Source organism: Mesorhizobium sp. M4B.F.Ca.ET.089.01.1.1 (assembly GCF_004022605.1).
GTDB lineage: Bacteria > Pseudomonadota > Alphaproteobacteria > Rhizobiales > Rhizobiaceae > Mesorhizobium > Mesorhizobium abyssinicae.
Window position 1 is genome coordinate 1 of sequence record NZ_RZOS01000981.1, and the last position, 903, is coordinate 903.

Annotated in this window: 1 protein-coding gene and 1 pseudogene; both read left to right on the forward strand. The window is 56.8% G+C overall.

Annotated features, from left to right (window positions below; translation table 11 throughout):
* The coding region (locus EN780_RS35475) for a BRCT domain-containing protein (RefSeq protein WP_128276553.1) at positions 1–431 on the forward strand (431 nt) is incomplete at its 5' end.
* Positions 432–492: 61 nt separating this feature from the next.
* Positions 493–903, forward strand: a pseudogene (locus EN780_RS35480) (DUF1353 domain-containing protein); the annotation flags it as partial.

A 903-nucleotide genomic window follows, 5' to 3' on the forward strand; every position in this document is an offset into this window, starting at 1 on the left:
TCCGGACCTTGTACCGACGGGTCAATAAAATCCTTGCGGACGGCGTGCTCGACGCCGATGAACACACTGAACTTCTCGATACGTTGAACAGCTTCTCGAACCGAGATTTCGAACTTGGTGAAGTGTTGAAGCCGACCACCCTGCCCCTTTGCAATCCGCCTCCGCATTTGACCTTTGAAGGTCGGTCGTACTGTTTCACCGGGACGTTCAATTATGGCCAGCGAAAATACTGCGAGCAGGCCATAGCGGATCGTGGCGGCCGCGCCGGCAGTTTGACGCAAAAGACCGACGTGCTCGTGATCGGTGCGTACGCCACAGAGTCTTGGAAGCACTCATCGTTTGGCGACAAGATTTTCAAAGCGACCGCCTGGCGCGACGAGGGGTTGCCAATCTCGATTGTCGCCGAGAGCCATTGGGTCGGTTTTCTCTGACTTCGTCCGTGGTTTGGCAGCGTCTAATACCATCAGCACTCTATTCGACCGAGGTGGAACGATGCAGCACAATGCGTTCAGCGATCAGATCCGCCTGTCTCGGCGATTTGCAGGTCGCTTCATTACGAGCGTGCTCGCGCTCGCAGTTGCAACTGCAGCTGGGTGCACCTCCATAGACTACCAGAAGCTTACCACCGGTGAGATATCCGGCAGCTTGTTCGTGATGTGGGTCGGTGAGGGCAACAATTCCGGTGACGGGAGTTTCCTGTTCGTGCCCGACCCTCATGATCCCTTGATCTTCCATCGGGCAGATCCGGCAGCACCAGGAAGCACGATCAAGCCAGGCCTCATGTACACGGACGGCGGCTCAATCCCGAAGATCGCGCAGGTCTTCAAAGGGCTGTCGCCTTGGGGCTACGCCCCAGCCTACATGGTCCACGACTGGATCTTCATTGCGCATCACTGCATCGTT